The organism is Pseudomonas sp. AMR01, from assembly GCF_041946035.1.
GTDB lineage: Bacteria > Pseudomonadota > Gammaproteobacteria > Pseudomonadales > Pseudomonadaceae > Aquipseudomonas > Aquipseudomonas antarctica_B.
The window spans coordinates 186,180-207,006 of the sequence record NZ_JAUTYR010000001.1; the positions used below are offsets into that span (position 1 = coordinate 186,180).

The 20,827-nt window shown below is 59.4% G+C and carries 15 protein-coding genes; 6 read left to right on the forward strand and 9 right to left on the reverse strand.

What is annotated here, in order from left to right:
* Nucleotides 1–13: 13 nt before the first annotated feature.
* The 4 genes from Q7C20_RS00805 to Q7C20_RS00820 are packed head-to-tail and all read right to left on the reverse strand — an operon-like array spanning nt 14 to nt 6,125.
* Complete coding sequence (locus Q7C20_RS00805; RefSeq protein WP_375064481.1) at nt 14–1,207, reverse strand: ATP-binding protein; 1,194 nt, start codon at nt 1,205–1,207, stop codon at nt 14–16.
* Nucleotides 1,201–1,800, reverse strand: a complete 600-nt coding sequence (locus Q7C20_RS00810; RefSeq protein ID WP_375064483.1) for a chemotaxis protein CheB — start codon at nt 1,798–1,800, stop codon at nt 1,201–1,203. The genes Q7C20_RS00805 and Q7C20_RS00810 overlap by 7 nt, the downstream gene beginning before the upstream one ends.
* Nucleotides 1,797–2,627 carry a CheR family methyltransferase gene (locus Q7C20_RS00815; RefSeq protein ID WP_375064485.1) on the reverse strand — a complete coding sequence of 277 codons (831 nt, stop codon included), beginning with the start codon at nt 2,625–2,627 and terminating at the stop codon, nt 1,797–1,799. The genes Q7C20_RS00810 and Q7C20_RS00815 overlap by 4 nt, the downstream gene beginning before the upstream one ends.
* Nucleotides 2,628–6,125, reverse strand: coding sequence for a response regulator (locus Q7C20_RS00820; RefSeq protein WP_375064487.1), 3,498 nt, complete (start codon nt 6,123–6,125; stop codon nt 2,628–2,630).
* Nucleotides 6,126–6,401: 276 nt separating this feature from the next.
* Between Q7C20_RS00820 and Q7C20_RS00825 the strand changes: the two genes are divergently transcribed.
* From Q7C20_RS00825 to Q7C20_RS00835, 3 genes are all read left to right on the forward strand, one after another.
* Nucleotides 6,402–10,205: a hypothetical protein gene (locus Q7C20_RS00825; RefSeq protein ID WP_375064489.1), complete on the forward strand. Its 3,804-nt coding sequence runs from the start codon at nt 6,402–6,404 to the stop codon at nt 10,203–10,205.
* A gap of 200 nt (nt 10,206–10,405) precedes the next feature.
* Nucleotides 10,406–10,771, forward strand: coding sequence for a response regulator (locus tag Q7C20_RS00830; protein WP_375064491.1), 366 nt, complete (start codon nt 10,406–10,408; stop codon nt 10,769–10,771).
* Between the two features lie 239 nt (nt 10,772–11,010).
* Nucleotides 11,011–12,411 carry a DUF1254 domain-containing protein gene (locus tag Q7C20_RS00835; protein WP_375064493.1) on the forward strand — a complete coding sequence of 467 codons (1,401 nt, stop codon included), beginning with the start codon at nt 11,011–11,013 and terminating at the stop codon, nt 12,409–12,411.
* A gap of 54 nt (nt 12,412–12,465) precedes the next feature.
* On the opposite strand, the gene Q7C20_RS00840 is transcribed toward Q7C20_RS00835, so the two are convergent.
* Both Q7C20_RS00840 and Q7C20_RS00845 read right to left on the reverse strand, forming a co-directional pair.
* A complete protein-coding gene (locus tag Q7C20_RS00840; RefSeq protein WP_375064495.1) occupies nt 12,466–13,137 on the reverse strand; it encodes a DUF3313 domain-containing protein in 672 nt (223 codons plus the stop codon).
* Nucleotides 13,138–13,224: 87 nt separating this feature from the next.
* Nucleotides 13,225–13,719 carry a hypothetical protein gene (locus Q7C20_RS00845; protein WP_375064497.1) on the reverse strand — a complete coding sequence of 165 codons (495 nt, stop codon included), beginning with the start codon at nt 13,717–13,719 and terminating at the stop codon, nt 13,225–13,227.
* Between the two features lie 175 nt (nt 13,720–13,894).
* On the opposite strand from Q7C20_RS00845, the gene Q7C20_RS00850 reads away from it, so the two are divergent.
* Nucleotides 13,895–14,587: an aspartate/glutamate racemase family protein gene (locus tag Q7C20_RS00850; protein WP_375064499.1), complete on the forward strand. Its 693-nt coding sequence runs from the start codon at nt 13,895–13,897 to the stop codon at nt 14,585–14,587.
* Here the strand turns inward: Q7C20_RS00850 and Q7C20_RS00855 are convergent.
* From Q7C20_RS00855 to Q7C20_RS00865, 3 genes are all read right to left on the reverse strand, one after another.
* Complete coding sequence (locus tag Q7C20_RS00855; protein ID WP_375064502.1) at nt 14,584–15,096, reverse strand: GNAT family N-acetyltransferase; 513 nt, start codon at nt 15,094–15,096, stop codon at nt 14,584–14,586. The two genes, Q7C20_RS00850 and Q7C20_RS00855, sit on opposite strands and share 4 nt — an antisense overlap.
* A gap of 49 nt (nt 15,097–15,145) precedes the next feature.
* Nucleotides 15,146–16,291 carry a glycerate kinase gene (locus tag Q7C20_RS00860; protein ID WP_375064504.1) on the reverse strand — a complete coding sequence of 382 codons (1,146 nt, stop codon included), beginning with the start codon at nt 16,289–16,291 and terminating at the stop codon, nt 15,146–15,148.
* Nucleotides 16,292–16,382: 91 nt separating this feature from the next.
* Entirely contained in the window at nt 16,383–17,489 is a 1,107-nt protein-coding gene (locus Q7C20_RS00865; RefSeq protein ID WP_375064506.1) for a sugar diacid recognition domain-containing protein, read from the reverse strand.
* 161 nt (nt 17,490–17,650) lie between these two features.
* On the opposite strand from Q7C20_RS00865, the gene Q7C20_RS00870 reads away from it, so the two are divergent.
* A complete protein-coding gene (locus Q7C20_RS00870) occupies nt 17,651–18,961 on the forward strand; it encodes an MFS transporter (RefSeq protein ID WP_375064508.1) in 1,311 nt (436 codons plus the stop codon).
* A 571-nt stretch (nt 18,962–19,532) separates the two neighbouring features.
* Entirely contained in the window at nt 19,533–20,543 is a 1,011-nt protein-coding gene (locus tag Q7C20_RS00875) for an aldo/keto reductase (protein ID WP_375064510.1), read from the forward strand.
* The last annotated feature ends 284 nt before the right edge of the window (nt 20,544–20,827 follow it).

The window sequence follows — 20,827 nt, forward strand, 5'->3', positions numbered from 1 at the left end:
CTGACGATTGATTTCATGCCCGTGCCTCAAGCGGCAGGCACACCCGGAACAAGGCGCCCTCGCCTATCTGGCTCTCGACCTCGATGGTGCCGCCATGGGCCGCCACAATCTGTTCGGAAATGAACAACCCAAGCCCCAGGCCTGCCGACACATGACTGGCGGACACCCGTTCGAACTGCTGAAAAATACGCTTCTGGTTGTCTGCGCTGATACCGATGCCACGGTCACGCACTTCAACCCGCGCCTCACCATGCTCGGTGTAGACGCGCACGTTCACCGGGCTTTTGGCGCCGTAGCGAAGGGCGTTGGTCAGCAGATTGGTGATCACTTGCTCAATGCGGAACTCGTCCCAATGGCCGACTACGGCCTCTTCGGCGACTAACTGCATGGAGCAATTGGCCGCCGCTACTTGCGGGGCGAAGTTCTCCACCAGGTTGCGCACCAATTGCGTCAGGTCGCAGCGCGCCGGGCGAATCGACAGCTTGCCGGTGCGAATGCGTGACACGTCGAGCATGTCTTCGATCAGGCGGATCAGGCTTTGAATCTGGCGTTCATCGCGGTCGACCATCGCGTGCATCTTGTCCAGCGTAAACGCAGCGGCGTTGTCGCGGGCCAGGTGCATTTTGCGCAGCTGGGTCTCCAGGATCAGGCCGTTAAGGGGCGTACGCACCTCGTGGGCGACGATCGACATAAAGTCATCACGCATGCGCACCGCCTGCTCAAGCTCCGCCTGAGTGGACTGCAGGCGCGTCAGCAGCAGTTCCTGCTCGCGGCGGCTGCGCTCCAGCGCTTCGACTTGCAGCTTCATCGCCTTGCTTTGGCGGTACAGGTCGACAAAAACATTGACCTTGCTCTTCACCGCGTGAATATCCAGCGGCTTGTGCAGGAAGTCCACGGCCCCACTTTCGTAGCCCTTGAACGCATAGTTGAGTTCGCGGCCGGCGGCGCTGACGAACACAATCGGGATGTTTTTGGTTTTTTCGGTGCCGCGCATCAGCTCAGCCAGCTCGAAACCGTTCATGCCGGGCATCTGCACGTCGAGAATCGCCATGGCGAACTCATGTTCCAGCAACAGCGACAGCGCTTCGTCAGCGCTCAAGGCCTTGTAGACCTGTCGATCTTCGCGCTTGATCAGCGCTTCAAGGGCCAGCAGGTTTTCCGGCAGATCGTCGACGATCAGCAGTTTGGCCTGGACAGTACTTAGCATGGGGAATTTTCCAGGGAAGCCAGCAATGAACCAATGTGGCTCAGAGTGAGAATATGATCAGGTGTGTGCAGGGCCAGGGCCGCCAGGGGCATCACGGCGATGCGTGCTTCCTTGGGGTCCTGGACTACCGTGGTGCCGCCCGATTTTTTGACATGGGCCAACCCGTTCGCGCCGTCCTGATTTGCGCCGGTCAACAGAATCGCGAGCAAGCCCCGGCCATAGGCGTCGCCGGCGGAGGCAAACAAGTAATCGATGGCGGGCCGCGAATGGTGCACACGGTCTTCCTGGCTCAGGGACAAGCTGCGATCCTGCTCCACCGACAGGTGATAACCCGGCCCGGCGAAGTACAAAGTGCCGGCTTCGATCACTTCCTTATCCCGCGCTTCCTTCACCGGAACGCGCAGGCGCCGCGCAAACACTTCAGCCAGTTGGCTGCGACGCTCATCCGGCAGGTGCAATACGGCAATGATTGGCAAGCCGAAATCCCCAGGCAGCTCACCAAAAATAGTCAGCAACGCTTCTACGCCGCCGGCAGATGCGCCGACAACGATGGCTTCAATCCCCCGAATCGGGGTGGCGGGCGCGTCGTTCATGATTTGCGGTAGATCCGTTCCTGTTTGACCAAGGGTTCGAATTGTTTGCTGTAAGCGGAAAAGTCCAGGGTTTCTCTGCTGCCCAGCACCAGGAAGCCGCGGTGACACAGCGACTCATGAAACAACCCGAACGCACGATCCTGCAATTTTTTATTGAAGTAAATCAGTACGTTGCGGCATGAAATTAATTGAGTTTCTGAGAATACACTATCCGTCGCCAAGCTGTGATCGGCGAACGTCACGTTTTCACGCAGCGTCTTGTCGAAGATCGCGTAATCGTAGGCTGCAGTGTAGTAGTCGGCAAATGAACGTTGCCCGCCGGCCTGCTGATAATTGGCCGTGTAGGCGCGCACATTTTCCAGGGAAAAGATGCCCTGCTTGGCTTTATCCAGAGAGGTCTGGTTGATGTCCGTCGCGTAGATAATCGTGCGGTCCAGCAAACCCTCTTCGCGCAGCAGGATGGCCATGGAGTACACCTCTTCTCCCGTGCTGCAACCGGCGATCCAGATCTTGATCGACGGGTACGTTTTTAGCAGGGGCACCACTTCCCGGCGGATCGCCAGAAAGTGCGAGGGGTCGCGAAACATCTCGCTCACCGGAATCGTCAGGAATTGCAGCAACTGCATAAATGCGGCCGGGTCGTGCAGCACCCGATCCTGCAGCGCCGAAATGGTCGCGCAGTCGAACTGACGCAGCGCGTGAGCCACGCGCCGCTTGACCGACGCACCGGAGTAGTCGCGAAAGTCGTAGCTGTATTTGAGGTAAATCGCCTCGATCAACAGGCGCAGCTCGATGTCGCTACTTTTATCCAAAAAACTTCGCTCCACTTAAATGCGTTCCATCTTTGGCAGCCATACGCGAATCAGCGAGAACAAGCGATCCAGGTCGATCGGCTTGGCCAGGTAATCGTTGGAGCCCGCCGCGAGGCAGCGTTCCTGGTCGTCCTTCATGGCCTTGGCCGTGACCGCGATAATCGGCAGCTTTTTCCAGCGCGGGTCCTGGCGGATCAAGGTGGTGGCCTCGTAACCGTCCATTTCCGGCATCATCACGTCCATCAGCACCAGATCGATATCGTCGACTTCATTGAGTTTGTCGATGGCTTCACGGCCATTACGCCCGATCACCACCACCGCGCCTTTGTGTTCAAGGGCGCTGGTCAAGGCGAAGATGTTGCGCACATCGTCGTCCACCAGCAGGATTTTGCGCCCCTCGAAGACCTTGTCGCGGCTGCGGGCAGTCTTGAGCATCTTCTGGCGGTCATGGGACAGCTGGGATTCGACTTTGTGCAGAAAGAGTGTGACCTCATCCAGCAGACGCTCCGGCGAGCGTGCGCCCTTGATGATGATCGAGCGCGAGTACTTGCGCAGCTCGGCCTCTTCGTCGCGGGTCAGGTTGCGCCCGGTGTAGACGATCACCGGCGGGAACGAGCAGATATCCTCGGTGGCCATGCGCTTGAGCAGCTCATTACCGAGCATGTCCGGAAGCTTGAGGTCGATGATCATGCAGTCATAAACATTGGTGCGCAGCAGGTCGAGCGCCGCCTGGGCGTAGCCGACGTCGGTGATCTCGATGTCATCGTCGCCGATCAGGCGGGCAATGCTGTCGCGTTGCAGGTCATCGTCTTCCACCAGCAGTACGCGCTTGACCTTTTGGGTCAGCTTGGCTTCCAGGCGCGCAAATACGTCCTTGAGCTCTTCGCGAGTAGTGGGTTTTACCGCATAACCGATTGCGCCCATGTGCATGGCGGCTTCTACGCGGTCTTCCACGGAAATCACATGCACGGGAATGTGGCGGGTGTTGGCGTGTTCCTTGAGGCGTTGCAGCACGGTCAGGCCGGAATGGTCGGGCAGGCGCATGTCCAGCAGGATCGCGTCGGGAATGTATTCTTCGGCCAGGCTGTAGCCCTCGTCGGCGCCATGGGCCACCAGGCAGTGGTAGCCCAACTCATGGGCCAGGTCGAACAGGATGCGCGCGAAGTTCGGCTCGTCCTCCACCACCAGAATGCAGCGGGTGGTGAACGGCGCTTTATCTCGGTCGTCGGCAAAGCGAGGGATGTGTTTGGCGTCGGCCACCGGCAGCGGCGACACCACGATCGGCTTGGGTGCCGGTGCGGCAACCACCTGACGTGGTTGCTCGATGGGCGCCGCGTCTTCCTCGCGCTCCACGTAGTGCTCCGGGATCACCAGGGTGAATACGCTGCCCTTGCCCGGCTCGCTGGTGACGCTGATGTACCCGCCGAGCAAGGAGGCCAGGTCGCGGGAAATCGACAGGCCCAAGCCGGTGCCGCCGTAGCGGCGGTTGGTGGTGCCATCGGCCTGGCGGAAGGCTTCGAAGATGCTTTCCTGCTGGTCTGGCGCAATGCCGATGCCGGAGTCGCGCACGGTGAAGGCAATGCCCTCCCCCGAGGCGCGCGCCACCGACAAGCTCACTTCGCCCTGTTCGGTGAACTTGAGCGCGTTGGACAGCAGGTTTTTGAGAATCTGTTCCAAGCGCTGGCGGTCGGTAAACAGCATGATCGGCGCATCGCTCTGCACCTCCACCTGGAAGCCCAGCTTGCGATCGGCCGCCAGTGGCTCGAACATGCCACGCAGGCCGTCTACCAGACGCGCGACGCTGGAGTTTTCCGGGCGCATCTCCAGCTTGCCGGCTTCGACCTTGGAAATATCGAGAATGTCGTTGATCAGGTTGAGCAAGTCATTGCCCGCGGAATAGATCGACTCGGCAAACTTGACCTGCTCGACGCTGAGGTTTTCCTGGGGGTTTTCGGCGAGTAACTTGGCGAGGATCAGCGAGCTGTTCAGCGGCGTGCGCAACTCGTGGGACATGTTGGCGAGGAATTCGGATTTGTACTTGCTGGAGCGCTGCAATTCGTCGGCGCGATCTTCCAGCTCAAGCTGAACCCTGTTCAGCTCGACGTTCTTGCGGTCCATGGCGTCGCGTTGCGCGGCCAGGGTCTCGGTCTGTTCGGCGAGCTGCTCGTTGGTTTGCTCAAGCTCTGCCTGTTGGGTTTCCAGATGGGCCTGGGATTCCTTGAGGATGCGCGACTGTTCTTCCAACTCTTCGTTGGCGGTCTTGAGTTCTTCCTGCTGCACTTGCAGCTCTTCGTTGAGCTGCTGGGTTTCGGCCAGCACTTCTTGCAACCGCTGGCGATAACGCGCGGCTTCGATGGAGGTGCCGATATTGCCGGCGATCAGCTCCAGCAGCTCCACGTCACGCTCTTGCAGAGGGCGCAAAAAGCCCAGCTCGATCACGCCATTCACGCGGCCGTCATCGCTGGTGGGCATGACCAACACACTGCGCGTCGAACCATCGCCCAGGCCAGAGCTGACCTTGAAGTAATCCACCGGCACATCGTCCAGGCGAATCAGGCGATCGAGCTGGGCGGCCTGCCCAACGATGCCTTCGTCGCTGTAGATCGACTGTTCCTTTTGCTCCTGTTCGCGCGAGAAACCATAGGTAGCAATGCGCTTCAGACCGCCGTGTTCTTCACGCACGTACAGCGCCGCCACTGCCGACCCCATGTATTGGGCGAAGAACTGCAAAATATTGCGACCCAGCAGCTTCAGAGTCGGTTGCCCCAGCACTTGTTCGGCCAGCTCCGTCTGGCCGTTACGCAGCCAGGCTTGCTGTTCCAGGCGGGTGGCTATCTTGCGTTGCGACGCGAGGTTTGCGCTGTAACTGCCCGCCAGTGAAACAAGATTTTTACGACCCGAGTAAGCGAGGAAGCCGCTCAACCCGAGCACGAACGCCAGGTACAGGGTGACGCTGAATACCGTGGTCTTGGTGACTTCCTCATTACGGGTAATCCGGAACTGCTGCTCCATCGCCACCGCGTCGTCGTATTCCCTGCGAATTTCATCCGTCAGGCGCTTGCCGCGCCCGGCCTTGACCGCGCTGCGGTAATCGCCGGATTCACGCTGCATGTCAATCATCGACTGGGCGTACTTGTTCCACTCGGTCTGCAGGGCTTCCAGGCGCTTGAGGCGGTCCACTTGCTGGGGGTTATCTGCCACCAGCTCCTGCAAATTGCGCAAGTCGGCAATGATCCGCGGCTTGGCCACTTCGTACGGGTCGAGGAAATGCTCGTCGCCGGTGATCAGGAAGCCGCGCATGCCGGTTTCCAGGTCCACCGTCAGCTTGGATGACTCATTGAGGTTATTGATGACGCGGTCGGTGTGCTCCACCCACTGAATCACTGACAACAGGTAGGTGATCAATACGACAAAAAACACCGCGCTAAGCACGCCGACGCTTAATGGCAGGGCCACGTTTCGGGTCAGGAGTTTACGGAAGCTCTTTTCATCGACAGACGACGCGGGAGTCATGGGCATGCCTTGGCCAGGTGCGGAAAAAGGGGGAGTTTGCCCGAAGACAAGGGGCCAGGGCTATGTTTCAGCGTCGAATTTCTGCAAAAACCTACAGAGCACGCGTGGATCTCGCGCGGATTCAGGCCGGTTTCGTCAGCTCATTTACACAGTTCAAAACAATTGCCCTACACGGCCAGGGAACGACGGTGACGCGTTCGTTCACTCAAAAACGCGCCTCATGAACACGGAAGATCTTTTGGAGGGCGTCATTTTTGACCCATTCAGGTAAGCCCAATGAGCATGACTACCGTTGCACGGCAAACAATAAACACCCCCCGGCACGCAATCGCTGCGGACCCTGCGATCACGCAAGGCGACACCCATGCGGCTGCAACCGCCCTCTCCCAAAGCCCTGCGTCAACGGTTCAGGCGCCAACCGTTACGCCTTTGCAAAAACTGCTGGCCGATAATGAAACCATTAAGGATGTGGCTTTGCGGCTGCGGGGCATTGTGGGTTGGGTTGATAGCAACTTCTCAACCTGGCTGACCAAAACCCGCGTGAACGCGCACCCGGATTCGACGTATGCCTTGTCGGGAGTTACCTTCCCGAATATAGCGACCGTTATCGCCGACCTCGGTTATAAATTGCCGAGCACCGACGATGAGGTCAAAGCCCTCGCGCATGCGCTGGAGCAAAAGGCCGACCAGCATCCTTTGGGGAATTTCGGCGGTGGGCTTTCCTGGCCGGTTCCGTTATCGCACGCCGACCTGGCCAAAATGCAGGCATTTGTGGTCTCGGACGAGAGTGGGACCAAAGGCCAGAAAGGTTACTTGCTCGATAGCCGTTCGATCCCGGCGAGCGACCTGCAAAACCCTGCCGAGGCGCTGCAAAGAATCCTCGAAAACCCGCGGACCCTGGCGCTGGGGCAAGAGCTGCAGCGCCACATGGACGGCGTGTCCACCGACACCAGCACTTACGACTATGTACTCGCCCTGCTTCACTACAAGCTCGATCCGGAGTCCTGGGCCGCACCCGAACGCAACAAAATTGCCAACTTTGATCTTTTACAACCCGATAATTGGGGCCAGCCTCCCTCCCAGGTCGCAGCAAAGCTCAGAAATCACCTTATCGCCCAAAAGCGCTGCAGCCCTGCCCTCGCCAATATGGTTAGTTACCTGCTCCTGGCCCGCACTGCACCGCAATTTCTGATCAAGGACATGCCCGACAGCGTGACAATCGGCAGCCAGGCTTGGGTCAACCTGTCGATTGCTGCAGCGACGGTCGAAGCTGAGCGGCCGGGTGCGGTCGCCAACATGACCTTCGCCCAGGTCATGAGTTATTCAACGACCACTGAGGGTCAATCGGACGCCGTTGCATCTGCGCAAAGAAACGCGTTGGTGGACTGGGCGGTGGCCAATGGCGTGGTTCAAAAAAGCACAGATGACGCCTACACCGGTGAGCAACTCGACACCATCAGAACCGCCTTCAACCAGCAACTGAACGATCGGCTGTCTGCGTCGCAGACCATGGACAAGGCCATACCGACTCGAAAAGAGATCGCCCTGGAAAAACTCAAGGAGCGATTTGGCGACCTGGGGGCGCTTTTCGAAGAAAAACTGCTGGGTACTGATCAATATAGTGGGGAACCGGAGCAAGTCGGCCTGAGCGGGCTGCATTCGCTGCTGGACATCGCCATGATGGACTTGCCGAATTCAAGGCCCTTTACGTCGAGTGACTCACGCATCCCGTTAGCAGCGTTGAACAGCAACCGCACATTTGGCGTAACCCAGGCATTCGACCAGCAGGTTGCAAGCGCGATTGAGGATAAAAAAGCCGCCGTCAATACAACGGTCAGGCACTTGATATCGCAGCTTCCACTGGAGGATCGAAAAAACTTTGAACATGGAAAAATAAGCTTCTTCCAGGAAAGCTCGTACCAATTAGGCGCAGGTTTCTGGGGCTCGACACCCGGCCCGAAACAACCGCAGCTTTTGGCCAACATTGAGCGAGATGGCAAGACGTACGCCTACGAAATCAATTTCAACACTGGCACGATTAAACCGGTCAACGCTCAGCGGGCTAAACAGCAGGAAGCTCGCCAGGCGGCGTGGGTAGACCAGACCGTAAAGTTCGAGCCTTTGGGCAGTTCACCTAATCTCGAGCGTGAATCCCCTTCGAGCGAATCCTCTATAAACAGCTTCAGCAGCAGTCGATCCGCTGACGTTGCCGACGTTTTTATTGCGCACCTGGAGCTCGATGACCCGGACATTAAAAAACAGGCCCGAGGGCAGACGACACTTGACGAGCTGAACGGTGGGCCCAAGCCACTGAGTGATTTCCTGCTGAACTTGATTCCGCTGCGGTCAGCCATCGTCAACTTTCAAAAAGGCAACTACGGCGAAGGGGTATTCGATCTTTCGCTGGATGTGTTCGGGTTCCTCACCGCTGGCGCTGCAACGGCGGGGAAACTGGTCAAGATAGGCAGCAGTTCACTTTCTACCGGAGCCAAGGCACTAAAGACTGCCAAAGTAATTGGCGCCGCCACCATCGGCGTACTCAATCCCGTCAGCGGCTTGGGCGATGTGGCCGCTGCAGGCGGCAAGTTACTGAGCAAGGGTGCTGGTTATCTCGCGAGCAAAGGCAGCGAAATCGTCAACAAACTAAAGGGTGCGACCGGCAGTTACGACCTGCTCAAGGCCGCCAGCAAAAGTAATGGTGTCACGGCGACGGGCACTTACACGCTGGCAGAGCAAACCCTGGAAACCGGTGCAGTGTTTCGCGAGGGACAATGGTATGGCTTCGACCCCATTGGCAATCGCCCGTATGGCCCTCCTCTCAAGGACTTCACCCCCAAGGTCGTCGCGCTTGAAGGTGAGATCCGAACCTTCACCGACACCTGGCTTGGCAAGATGATAGGTTCCGTGCTGGCACCTCCGGCGGTAAACCCGAACTTTCGCAGCGATTTCATCGAGGCAGTAAAGACAGCGAAAGCTACCGATAAAGCCGCCTATATACGCGGCAGCAACAGCGGGAAGCCGGAGCAGATTTTTGGCTACTCCACCGCGCTTAAACCCGATGACTTGAAGCGTCTGGCGGTGGCAGAGCGTCGTACACCGCAGGAGCTGGGTGCCCTTGTACGTCGTATCGATGAGCTTGACGCTCTACCGGCTCGACTCAACACCACACGGCAGACATCGAGAATTGTCGATCCCGAAGGCTTCCGAAGAGGATATGCCAAGGGGAAGCCCGACGAGATCGCGGGCTTCTCGGAAACACTCACCAATTATCAACTGGCAGAATTGGCAGTCGTTCGTGGGCGTACACCCGAAGAAGTGGGTCGTTTGATCAAATACCTCGAAAACCGAAGAATTTGGATAAGCCTGGAAAACTATCAGGCATTCAGAGCCGACCTTGGGCATGTGGGCGTCAAAATAGAATCGAGTCCGCAAGGCTTTTATCTGAGCCAGGTTGCGCTGCTTTCAGAAGGTGAATGCGCGGCGCTGTCCAACGTAATGGCTGCTGCGACCAAACATGGAAAACAGCAAACATTTTTGTCTAACATGCATACCTCCCTGACCCCGACGCTCAGCCCGACCGAGATTGCCGAGCTGCGTAAAATCGACCCGGCCAAGGCCGTTATCGAGGAACGTCGCGCAACCCGCGTTGCCAAGTTCCACGATCAGTTAGACAGCTACCAGGAAATACTCGGGAAGAGATTCCATCACGGTATGCAAGAAAGGCAGGTTCCTTACACCACCATCATCTCGGAACTGGCAAGTGCCAGAATTTCAAAAACGCTGCTGATCAATGGTCCGGGCCACGGCATTACCGCTGGCGTCGTTATTAATGGCGGTAAAAAAGAGTGGTTCTATTTTGACCCCAACTTCGGTAAAGCGACGTTCAGTACCGAGGCGGCGATGAGTGCCTCCCTGGAGAAAGCTCTGAAGTCGGGCCGAACCAAAAGCCTGCTGAATCATTACGGCGACAACCCCGCCGCGCCGGAATACAAAATTTCGGTGTTTGACGAAGTGGAGTTGAACAACTCGGTTAAGGCAGCACCCGGTGCCGTCACCGACTTGTTCATGACCGAGTTGTAACTCGGCCAACGCCCGTAAGCCGCTGATTATCTATAGCGGCGACGGGCAACAGCCAACGTCCTACCCTCCACGGGACATTTCCCGCCTTTGCCCTCACAATGCGCCAACCAACGGAACTTGCCGTGATTGGCGCGACTCATTAGAGAGTGGCCTTTCAACCGTTAAAGGCCAGTCCTTTCCTTATATCGAGAGCTTTTCTTATGTCCGCGCCCAACTCCACCATCCTTGTAGTCGAAGATGACGCCATCGTGCGCATGCTGATCGTCGATGTACTCGAAGAACTGGAGTTCATAGTGGTTGAAGCTGCGGATGCTGAACAAGCCTTGAAGGTGTTCGACGACAGCAGCCAAGTGATCGACCTGATGATGACTGACGTCGGCCTGCCGGACATGGACGGCAAAGCATTGGCAGCCAAAGTACGCGAGCTGCGCCCCGCCCTGCCGATTCTGTTCGCCAGCGGCTACGCCGAAAACATCGATGTGCCGGAAGGCATGCAAAGGATCGCCAAACCCTTCTCCATTGACCAACTGCGCGACAAGGTCAAATCCATGCTGCCTAGCGCCTGAAAACTGCGACGGTTCCCGCGCGAACCGACTAACGGATGCAGACTACTGGCTAGTCCCAATTTAACGGCTGGCTTCAAAGGCGGTGCGTATTACCGCGAAAAATCGGCAGTGTCGTCGTTCAGGTGTGCCTCAGTTCAGGTTGTTTGCAGGGATTAACGTGACGTTCGGCCAATAAAGCTGGAAACTCAGCGCTTTGATCCCCACGCCCGTTAAAACGACCCCTGGAAGGACGCAACAACATGATTGGAAAACCGACGCGCCTGCTGTTGGCGAGCCTCTCGATACTCATGAGTACCGGCGCCTGGGCCGACTTCACGGCGACCCCCGCCGAAGCCCGCGCCATCGCCAAGGAAGCCTACCTGTACGGCTACCCGGTCGTGGCGATGTACAAGACGCTCTACACCCAGGCCGTTGACAAAGGCGGTGCCAACTTCAAGGCGCCGTTCAACCACATTGGCAACACCGCCCAAGTGTTCACGCCCAAGGACACCGCATTCGTCACCCCCAACTCCGACACGCCCTACTCCTTCGTCTGGATGGACCTGCGCAAAGAACCGCTGGTGTTGACCCTGCCCAAAATCGAAGACAACCGTTACTACTCGGTGCAGTTGATCGACCTCTACACGCAGAACTTCGCCTATCTCGGCACCCGCAGCACCGGCAATAACGGCGGCCACTACATGATCGCCGGCCCGGACTGGAAAGGTCAGCAGCCGGTTGACGTCGACCGAGTGGTCTACAGCGAAAGCAATATCGCCTACGCCCTCTATCGCACGCAGTTGTTCGACGAAAAGGACCTGACCAAGGTCAAGCAAATCCAGAATGGCTACAAAGTGCAGCCCTTGAGCAGCTACGTGAAGCAACCGGCGCCGGCCAACGTGCCAAAGATCGAATGGCCCAAGCCCATGGCTACCATGACCGAAGGCCCGCAACTGTTTCGCTACCTGAACTTCATGCTGGCGTTTGCCGCGCCACAGGACAGCGAAAAAGACGTGCTGGCGCGCTTCGCCAAGATTGGCATCGCCCCTGGCGCGCCGTTCAAGGTCAAGGAGCTGACGGCTGAACAACGCAAGGCCCTGGAAGACGGCATCGCCGACGCCCGCGCCGAGTTTGCCGCGTTCAAGAAAGACAAGATCGACACCCAGCAAGTGTCCAGTGGTGAGCTGTTCGGCAGCCGTGATCGCCTGAACAACAACTACCTGTACCGCTACGCCGGTGCCGACCTGGGGATGTTCGGCAATTCCACCGATGAAGCGCTCTACCTGAGCTACTACGTCGACAGCGAAGGCAAGCCGGCCAATGGTGCCCGCCACAGCTACACCGTGCATTTCGACAAGGGCCAACTGCCGCCTGCCGAAGCGTTCTGGTCGCTGACTATGTACGACGCCAAAACCAAGCAGCTGGTACCCAACCTCAAGAAACGCTACTTGATCAATTCGCGGATGCTGCCAGACCTCAAGCTGGACGCCGACGGCGGCCTGACGCTGGCGTTGCAGCACCACGAGCCACCGAAAGCCGAACAGAGCAACTGGTTGCCCGCGCCGCCCCGTCCGTTTTACGCCGTGCTGCGTATTTACCTGCCCAAGCCTGAGGCCATCAACGGTCAATGGAAGCTGCCACCGTTGACACCGCTCAAGTAATACCGCGCGCCCGCTTGCAGAAGCGGGCGCGCACGGCTCAGGGTTAAAAACCGTTTATTGGCCTTTGAGTTTGATATACGACTGGTGCAGGTCCGAGGCCCAGCCATCCATCACGCCCTTGACGTCATCGGCTTTCATCACCTGGGACTCGTTGGACAGCGGCTTGCCGGTGCCTTTGCGCACCACTTGCGCGATCACCTTGCCAGTCGCGCCGTCGAGAAACTGTGCTTCGGTACCCAACATCGTCTCTTGATCACGAATGCCCGCGCCGGTACTCACCGCCGCCGCGACCAGGGCCACGGGCACGTATTCATAGGGCTTGAGGCTTTCGGTCTTGCTGCCGACGGCGGTGATCGCCGCACGCACCACGATCACACCCGGCCCCGGGGCGTTAGCCAGCGGCAAAGACTTGACCAGCTCGCGCTTGAGCGCCTGGTTGTAATAGGTATTGATGCCGTTGAGCGTGCTGGCCGGTATTTTCGACGTCGCCTGGGGTTTGGGGTAGAACTGCGTCGGCTCGACGAACACCGCGTTATAGCTGGAAAGCTTGAGGTCAGGATCGACCCAGCGCATGACCTCGGCGCCCGAAGGTGACTTGGCTTGCTTGAGCTGGCTGTAATCCGAGAGGAAACCGGAGTATTCGTCCGGTTGGGTCACGTTGCTGGCACAGCCTGCCATTGCAAGTGAGGCAACCCACAGCGTGCTTATCATCAGGACTGATTTCATCATTGAACTCCTTGGCGATAACCATCGAAACCACTGAACTGTAGGTATAGCCAACTCTCGCAAATAAGCCGTTATTTCAAGCGACGCTCAGCCGCGCTCGCGGGGGATCAGGCTTTGCAGCTGCGACGCCAGGAAGTTGGCGTTGAAGGTGAAGGTGTCCGGGTCTTTCAGGCCGTTGGTCTTTTTCCACAGCCAGTCGTTTTTATCCGCCGGCAGTACCAGTGACACGCTGCCGTGGCGCGCAGCCGTCAGGCCTATTACCGACACGGAAATAAAACCGCCCACGCCCATCACCTCCGGCACGAACTCCACGCTCTTGCCGGTAATCTGCACGTTGAGTTTTTCGGTTTTGAACGTCGACGTCTCTGAAGGGATGCTGGCGTTGCTGGCGACGTAGGCTTCGCGGTGTACTTCGAGCAAACCTGCGCTCTTGACCGGCTCCAGCCACTGTTCAATCTGCCCGAACAACTCGCCGAGCTTTTGCGCCCAGCGCGCTGATTGCACCTCGAACTGCTGTTTTTTATGCGCTTCGCTGTCGGCGTAATGACGAAGCATCTCGCCCAGTTGCTGTACATCGTCCATTGCAGGAATCCTTTGGGTGAGTCAGGTTGCGAGCCTTGATCATGGCAGATGCAGCGGTTCACTGTGGGATTAACACCGACCTGCCAACTGCACCGCTCATTTGGCGGGCAACTGCGTATGACTAATCGACGGCCGATGAGTAAGGTGAAGCGACATTCCTTGTCCGGAGCTACGCATGCGCACCATCGGCCTTATCGGCGGCATGAGCTGGGAGTCCAGCGCTGAGTATTACCGCATCATCAACCAGTGCGTACGCGATCAGCTCGGCCCGCTGCGCTCGGCGCAGCTGTTGATGTACAGCGTGGACTTCGGCCCGGTGGAACAGGCCCAGCACGAAGGGCGTTGGGATGACACCGCGCTGATCCTCGAAGATGCCGCGCGCCGCCTGCAAGCCGGCGGCGCCGATTGCGTGGTGCTGTGTACCAACACCATGCATTTGGTGGCGCCACGTATACAGGCGGCGGTGTCGATTCCGTTTCTGCATATTGCTGATGCGGCAGCGTTGGCGGCGGTGCAAGCCGGAACGCTGACGGTCGGCCTGCTCGGCACGGCGTTTACCATGGAACAGGACTTTCTCAAATCGCGTCTGGCGGCCCAGGGCTTGACCGTGCTGATACCCGACGCGGACGAGCGCCAGGCCGTGCACCGGATTATCTACGAGGAATTGTGTGTGGGCGTGATCAGCGCGGCGTCGCGCCAGGTCTATCAGCGCGTGATTGAGTCGCTGGCGGCGCAAGGCGCCCAGGCGATTATTCTGGGTTGTACGGAGATCAGCTTGCTGATAAAGCCGGAACACAGCCAGCTGCCGTTGCTGGACACCACCGAGCTGCATGCGCGGGCTGCGGTGGCGTTTGCCTTGGCGGACTAAGCCGATTTGCGCAGGCGCGCCATGCTCAGGGTGTCGACGTACTGGCCGTCACGCACGGCGTAATCGCGCAGCCGGCCTTCAATCTCGAAGCCGAATTTGCGGTACAGGTGTTGCGCGGCTTCGTTGTCGGCGTACACGGTGAGTTCGACGCGGTGCAGGTTCATCCAGTTGTCGGCCACCTCCAGCGCGGCCGTCAGCAAGCGCGACCCGACGCCCTTGCCCTGCCAGGCGGGTAAAACGCCCATGCCGAACGAACCGACATGGCTCTGGCGCACGCGCAGGTACTGTTCCAGGCCCAACTGGCCGATCACCTCGCCGCCGTGCAGCGCCACGAGTTGCAGGCGCCGTTCGTTGTCCATCACCAGGCGGTTGCGCCACATTTCCACTGACTGAAAAGGCATTTGCAGCACCTGACGGCACACGGCGGGTTCGTTGTAGAGCGCAGCCACGCCTTCCAGGTGGGCCTCGGTAAAGCGCTGGATCACGATAGACGGTTCAGGTGTGTGCATGGTGCTTCATCCTTTGAAAAGCAGCTGGCCGACCAGTGTAGAGGCGGCTCTACTGGCTGCGCAACGTCGCCACTCGCCATACCCGCGCAATATCTGCTGCGCGCTCACGCAGCAGACGCGGTGCCTCGGCGCAGGCCTGCTCGAGTGTTGTCGGGCCAGCGGGCAAGGCGAACGCGGCGTCCACACCATGGGCGTACATCTGCTCGTAGCCATCGCCTAATGTGCCCGCAATAACAATCACGGGTACAGCGTGTTGTTGAGCGATTCGCGCCACACCGAAGGGCGTTTTGCCGCGCAGGGTCTGGGCGTCAAAACGGCCTTCGCCGGTGATGACCAGGTCGGCGCCACGGATGGCTGCCTCCAGGCCGACCAGCTCGGCGACCACCTCCACCCCGGCGCGGAACTGCGCGCCCAAAAAAGCCTTGGCGGCAAAACCCAAGCCACCGGCGGCGCCGCTGCCGGGCTCGTCGCGAACGTCTTTGGGGAGCACCTTGGCGCAGCGGTCGGCGAAGTGGCCGAGGGCTGCGTCCAGCTGTTGCACTTGCTCGGGATTGGCACCTTTTTGCGGGCCGAAAATGGCGGAGGCGCCGTGCGGCCCGCAGAGCGGGTTGTTCACGTCGGCCGCGATTTCAACGCGCACGCGCGCCAGTCGCGGGTCGAGCGTGTCCAGGCTGATACGCGCCAAACGGGCCAAGGCCAGGCCGCCCGGCGGCAAGGGCTGGTCTTGGCTATCGAACAATTGCACGCCCAAGGCCTGCAGGGCGCCGGCGCCACCGTCGTTGGTCGCGCTGCCGCCAATCGCTAGGATCACGCGCTTGGCGCCCAGGTCCAGTGCGGCGCGAATCAACTCGCCGGTGCCAAAGGTTGTGCTGCAGCACGCATCGCGGTGGCCCGGCGGCACCAGCTGCAGGCCGCTGGCTTCGGCCATTTCGATAATGGCGGTGCGGCTGTCGGCCAACCAGCCCCAGCGCGCGTCAACCGTGCCGCCCAGTGGCCCTTGAACGGTTTGGCGACGCAGTTCGCCGTTGCAGGCCGCAAGCACCGCATCCACCGTGCCTTCACCGCCGTCCGCCATCGGGCACTGGATCAGCTCGGCATCCGGCCACACCTGGGCCAGGCCTTCGGCAATGGCCTGGGCGACGCCTTCGGCACTCAGGCTGTCCTTGAACGAGTCGGGGGCGATGATGATTTTCATGGGCGTTCTCCGTTTTTTATAAGGCCCATGCTGCCAGTTGGCTCGGGGAATGACGCCGGTCCGATGCACAAGTACGCGTGAGGTTTGTTGTTCATTCCGACAAAGCCTGGGGCAACAGCTGTACGCCGAGGTAGAGCGCGAGCATGCCGTCCAGGGTCAGCGGGTCAACGCCGCTGAGTTCGGCGATGCGCTCCATGCGGTAACGCAGGCTGTTGCGGTGAATACCCAGCGCATCGGCGCAGGCCTGGCTTTGGCCGTCGTGTTCGCACCAACTGCGCAGGGTCGCGAGCAGTTGGCCGTTGGTGTCCTTGACCAGCACTTTGCGCAGCGGGTTGAGCAATTCGTCGAGGGCGTCGTCGTTGCGATGGCGCCACAGCATCACGGGCAGGCGGTATCGGTTGAGGGTCAGCAGCCGCGACTGCGGGAGGATATCGCGACCGTAAGCCAGCAAGTCACCTACGCGGCGGTAACAACGGCGCAACCCGGCCAGGCCATCGGCTTGCCCACCGACGGCCACGCGCAGGATGTTCCAGCCCAGGCCCTGAAGTTTCTCCAGCAACCTGGGATTGTCCACCTGCACCGCCGCGGGCCTGCACCACAGCAGGGAAAACTGCGCGGAGCTCACGCACCAGCTGTCCGGGTAACGGCTGGTGAGCCAGGCGCTTAACGCATCCGCCGACTGGCCCACGCCCAATTCAAACAGATACGGCGTGCGCGCCAGTTGCGGCTTGAGGCCCAGCTGCTGCGCCTCATCCACCAAGCGAGGTGAATCGCCGCTCTCGGCCAGCAACAGGGCCAGCAGGTCGTCGCAACGCTGGCGCCGCCATTGCTGCTCGGCTTGCTGATGGCGGTGGCTGACGAGCATTTCGGCGGTCATGCGCACCAGTTGCGCATACGTGCGCAACAGCTCGGGTTCGCCGGTAATGCCCAGCACGCCGATCAGGCGTTGGTCGTGCATCAACGGCAGGTTGATGCCGGGCTGCACACCCTTGAGGTGCTTTGCGGTCTGACCGTCGATTTCCACCACGCGCCCGTTGGCCAGCACCAATTGCGCACCCTCGTGGCGGGTGTTGATGCGCTCCGGTTCGCCGCTGCCAAGGATCAGCCCCTGACTGTCCATGACGTTGACGTTATAGGGCAGGATGGCCATGGTGCGATCGACAATATCCTGCGCCAGGTCATGATCCAGCTCGAACATGGGGCTAACTTCCTTAAACGCATGGGTTGTTCATCGGCACAGCGCAATTCATGCTTCACTGTGCGCAAGCACAAAGACAGCACCCCGCGTGGTGGCCGAGACTCATCTGGCGATAGACGTTACCCTCGCATCGCAAAAAATCATAATAAAGAGAGACTCCCATGTCCCAGAGCGCCGCTGCCACACTGGCCACCGATGACGATAAAAACGCCATCTACAAGCGCATCACCCTGCGCCTGATCCCCTTCATATTCATCTGCTACCTGTTCAACTACCTCGACCGGGTAAACGTTGGCTTTGCCAAGTTGCAGATGCTCGATGCCTTGAAATTCAGTGAAACCGTCTACGGCCTCGGCGCCGGGATTTTCTTCATCGGCTACGTGCTGTGCGGCGTGCCGAGCAACCTGGCGCTGACCAAATTCGGCCCACGGCGCTGGATTGCGCTGATGATGATCGTGTGGGGCACTTTGTCCACCTGCCTGTTGTTTGTGACGACGCCGACACATTTCTACGGCTTGCGCCTGCTGACCGGTGCCGCCGAAGCCGGCTTCTTCCCGGGAGTGGTGCTGTACCTCTCGCAGTGGTTCCCGACCTTCCGCCGTGGGCGAATCATGGCGTTGTTCATGTCGGCGATCCCGGTTTCCGGTTTGCTCGGCAGCCCGTTTTCCGGCTGGATCCTCAACCACTTCGCCGCCGGCCAACACGGCCTCGCGGGCTGGCAGTGGATGTTCCTGCTGCAAGGCATCCCGACCGTGATCCTCGGCGCCCTCGCCTACTTCCTGCTCAGCGACAGCTTCGCCCACGCCAAATGGCTCAAACCCCACGAACGCGCGGTGCTGGAAGCTGACCAGGCGACCGACCTGGCCAACAAGCCGAAAACCACCACCGACTCCCTCGCCGAAGTGTTCAAAAACCCGGCGATCTGGGCGTTTGGCCTGATCTACTTCTGCATCCAGAGCGGTGTGTACGCGATCAACTTCTGGCTGCCATCGATCATCAAAAACCTCGGGTTCAGCGATAACCTGGTAATCGGCTGGCTCAGTGCAATCCCTTACCTGCTGGCGGCGGTGTTCATGCTGCTGGTAGGCCGCTCGGCGGACCTGCGCAAAGAACGTCGCTGGCACCTGGTAGTGCCGATGCTGATGGGCGCCATTGGCCTGGTGATTGCGGTGAATTTTGCCACCACGCCAGCGATCGCGATCCTTGGGCTGACCATTGCCACCATGGGCGCGCTGACCGGCCTGCCGATGTTCTGGCCAGTGCCCACCGCCATGCTCAGCGCAGGCGCCGCAGCCGGCGGGTTGGCACTGATCAACTCCATGGGCCAGATGGCCGGGTTCCTGAGCCCATATATTGTCGGGTTCGTGAAAGACGCCACAGGGTCAACGGATATCGCGTTGTACTTGCTGGCGGCCGTGATTGTTGCGGGGAGTGTTTTGGCTTTACGAATGACGCGGACTTTGACGGCGTAGCAGGGATTCGTTCCAGCCAAAAAGTGGCTCAGTGTGGAATCTGGCTTTTGTGGGGGCTGGCTTGCCTGCGATGGCATCAACTGGTTTTGCCTGATGTACCGATGTGCCTGCATCGCAGCATAGGTATCTACACAACTTTTAGAGGCTGGCGAATCTCTCTGTGGCGAGCGGGCTTGTCCCGCGTTGGGCTGCGTAGCAGCCCCAGAACCAGCCACTACGAAGTAGTCTGATACACCGTATTCTTCTTTATCGGGGCTGCTTCGCAGCCCAACGCGGGGCTAGCCCGCTCGCCACGAAAGCCCTACCTACTGGTGTTTAAGCGTCTAGCTCGAGTTGTGTAGATACCTATGCGCATCGCAGGCAAGCCAGCTCCCACAGAAAAGCGGACTTGTGCAGCTACTGAAGTTGTACCCGGTCAAAACTGTGGGAGCGCGTGAAAGTGCTGCACCGATTTTTAAAGGCGCGCTGTCAGACCTTGCTGCATCAGTGAAGAAACGCGCTCAGGGCTTGTTCCAGAGCGGTTGAGTCTGGTATTGCATACCTCACATTTCCCTGCCATGAGGAGCTTTGCATGATTTACCGCACATTGGGCCAGTCCGGGTTGAAGGTCAGCGCGCTGACCCTGGGCACCATGATGTTTGGCGAACAGACCGACACCGAAGACTCGCTGCGCATCATCGACAAGGCGTGGGACCAGGGCATCAATTTTATCGACACGGCCGACGTCTACACCGGCGGGCGCTCTGAGGAAATCGTCGGCGAAGCCATTGTTCGCAATCGCCAGGATTGGGTGGTGGCCTCCAAAGTTGCGATTGGCCCCACCGACGGTTTGCCGAACCGCAGCGGCCTGAGCCGCAAGCGTATTTTTAACGCACTGGAAGCCAGCCTGACGCGCCTGGACACCGACTACCTGGACATTTATTACCTGCACCGCGAAGACCACAACACACCGCTGGAAGTGACCGTGTCGGCAATCGGCGACCTGATCCGCCAGGGCAAGATCCGCTATTGGGGCTTGTCCAACTACCGTGGCTGGCGTATCGCAGAGGTGATTCGCGTGGCCGAGCGCCTGGGCGTGGACCGGCCGATTATCAGCCAGCCGCTGTACAACATCGTCAACCGCCAGGCCGAGGTCGAGCAGATTACTGCAGCCGCTGCCTATGGCCTGGGCGTGGTGCCTTACAGCCCGTTGGCCCGTGGCGTACTGAGCGGCAAATATGCACCGGATGTCACACCCGAAGCCGGCAGCCGCGCGGCGCGCCAGGACAAACGCATTCTGGAAACCGAATGGCGCGTGGAGTCGCTGCGCATCGCTCAACAGATTCAGCAATACACACAAGGACGCGGCGTAGGCATTGTTGAGTTTGCGATTGCCTGGGTGTTGAACAACTCAGCGGTGAGCTCGGCGATTGTCGGGCCACGGACCGAGGCGCAGTGGGACGCTTACACGGGCGCTTTGGAAGTGAAGATCACGGCTGAAGATGAAGCGTTTATTGATTCGCTGGTGACGCCGGGGCATTCGTCCACACCGGGATTCAATGATGTAGGCCATTTTGTATCCGGCCGCACGCCACGCCCCTAGCTTGATTGTGGAGCACTGGCGTGTTGTGGCCAGTGCGCTTGTCGTGCCGAGCGGGCTTCCTGTGGCGAGCGGGCTTGTTGTGGCGAGCGGGCTTGCCCCGCGTTGGGGCGCGAAGCGGCCCCAGTAAAGCCACCGCGTAATTTCAGACAATTCACGGTTGCAGGTTTCAGGGCTGCTGCGCAGCCCAACGCGGGGCAAGCCCGCTCGCCACAGCAAACCTGCTCGCCACAACGGCGTCTCAAAATCGACGGCGGTGAGCATTTTTCCATAAATACGCTCCCAAA